Source organism: Candidatus Aminicenantes bacterium (assembly GCA_026393795.1).
Lineage (GTDB): Bacteria > Acidobacteriota > Aminicenantia > UBA2199 > UBA2199 > UBA2199.
The window spans coordinates 1-1,874 of sequence record JAPKZL010000112.1; the positions used below are offsets into that span (position 1 = coordinate 1).

Genomic DNA, 1,874 nt, shown 5'->3' on the forward strand with positions numbered 1-1,874 from the left:
AGGATGTCGCGGCCGGCCTGCAGGTCCTCGACCTTGACGCCGACCAGGCGCAGTGGCAGGTTTTTTTTGGCCAGCAGCGCTTGCAGCAGGGGCAATGCGCTTTGCCAAAGTTGGAAATAGGAAAAGGTGGGAAAGGTCAGGGCCGCCCGCCGGCAGAAGGTGGAAAAATCGCTGAAACGCACCTTGACCTCGACGCGGCCGGCGAACAGCTTCTCGCCGAGCAGGTGCACGGCCAGCCGGTCCAGCAGGTAGGCCAGGTGCGAATAGAGAAGCCCCTGGTCGCGGATGTCCTCGGGAAAGGTGGTTTCGCGGCTGAAGCTCCTGCTGGCCGGCTCGGGCCGCCCCCGCTCCATGCCGCCGCCGGCGTGCGGGCCGGCAAAGATCTTCCGCCACTGCGCCGGGTATTTCTCCTTCAGTTCGCGGCCGCGGCGCACGCCCAACCCCTGCAGGACGAAATAGGCCTGCGGCCCGATGCCGGGGATCTTGTCCATGGTCAGCTGTGAGACGAACTCCTCCTCGTCGTGCAGCCAGAACAGGCCGCCCGGCTTGGCCGCCTCGCAGGCCAGCTTGGCGCCCAGGCGCGTGCCGCCCAGCCCGGCCGATATCTTCAAGCCCGTCTCGCGCTCGGCGGCCGCCTTGATGCGGGCCGCCAGTTCGTATACCGAGGCACAGAGATAGCGGCTGCCGCCCACGTCGACGTAGGCCTCGTCGATCGACACCTCCTCGACCCGGGGCGAGAAGCGGTGCAGGCAGGCGAAGAACTGCTCGGAGATGCGGCTGTAGAGGTGGAAGCGGCCGCGGCGAAAAATCGCCTGCGGGCACTTCTTGGCCGCGGTGCGCAGGGCCATGCCCGAGTGCACCCCGAAACGCCTGGCCGCGTAGGAGGCGGTGCAGACCACGCCCCGCTCGTGGGCCAGGCCGCCGACGACCAGCGGCTTGCCCCGCAGCGCCGGCTCCAGCGCCTCCTCCACCGCCGCGAAAAAGGCGTCGATGTCCAGGTGCAGGACGGTCGGCGTTTTCACCGGTACCTACGCAAGACCCCCACCACTTTGCCCACCAGCTGGAAGGGCGTGGTGATGGGCGCATAGTCGGGGTTTTCCGGGGCCAGGACATAGGCGTCGCGGTCGCGCTTCAGCCGTTTGAGGGTGATCGAGCCGTCGCCGAGCCGCGCCACCACCATCTGGCCGGGGTCGGCCTTTTCGGCGCGCTTGATCAGGACCAGGTCGCCGTCTTGGATATAGGCGTCCTTCATGCTCTGGCCCTGGACGCGGAAGGCGACGATGTCGCCTCCCTTTTCGGCCAGCCACTCGGGCAGGACCACCTCGTCGCCCAGGCTTTCGAACATCTCCAGGGGGGAGCCGGCAGGGACCATGCCCACCAGCGGGACGGCAAGGCGCCCGTCCCCCGGCGGCAACGCGCCGGGGGGGGCAGCCGCCAGATCCCAGGAGCGGCCGAGCCGGCGCAGCGCCCCGCCCCGGCGCAGGCGGTCGAGGTAGGCCTGGACGGTCGCCGGCGAGGAAAGGCCGGCCGCGGCGGCTATCTCGCGCACGGTCGGGAAATAGCCGTTGCGGCGGCTGAAGTCCCTGATCTTGTCCAAAACGAGCTTTTGTTTTTTGGTCAGCATTTGTTCGCCTCTTGTTCGCCTTTTCAATAATAGTATGATCCCGCCCATTTGTCAACAAAGAACTTGCAGAACTCGGCATAAGGTGTAAGGCGCAAGGCGTAGGGAAGAAAACTAGTATATTTTCAGCTACCCCCTTACGCCAATCCCGTTAAGTTGCCGCTACCTTACACCTTCCGCCCTATACCATACGCCGGGCTACTGAACTTTCAGGCCCGATTTTACGTTTATAGCATCTGAAGGGCATGGTCCC

2 protein-coding genes are annotated in these 1,874 nt (G+C 65.7%); both read right to left on the bottom strand.

The features are described from left to right. Window positions 1-1,022 (bottom strand): DNA polymerase IV (locus NTW95_05580; GenBank protein ID MCX6556891.1); only part of this gene is annotated, 1,022 nt, incomplete at its 3' end. Next, window positions 1,019-1,624 carry a transcriptional repressor LexA gene (gene lexA / locus NTW95_05585; GenBank protein MCX6556892.1) on the bottom strand — a complete coding sequence of 202 codons (606 nt, stop codon included), beginning with the start codon at window positions 1,622-1,624 and terminating at the stop codon, window positions 1,019-1,021. The genes lexA and NTW95_05580, both read right to left, overlap by 4 nt. Between the last annotated feature and the right edge of the window lie 250 nt (window positions 1,625-1,874).

Coding starts and splice junctions, on each gene's coding strand:
- lexA (MCX6556892.1), bottom strand. CDS start 1,624: ATGCTGACCAAAAAACAAAAGCTCGTTTTGGACAAGATCAGGGACTTC.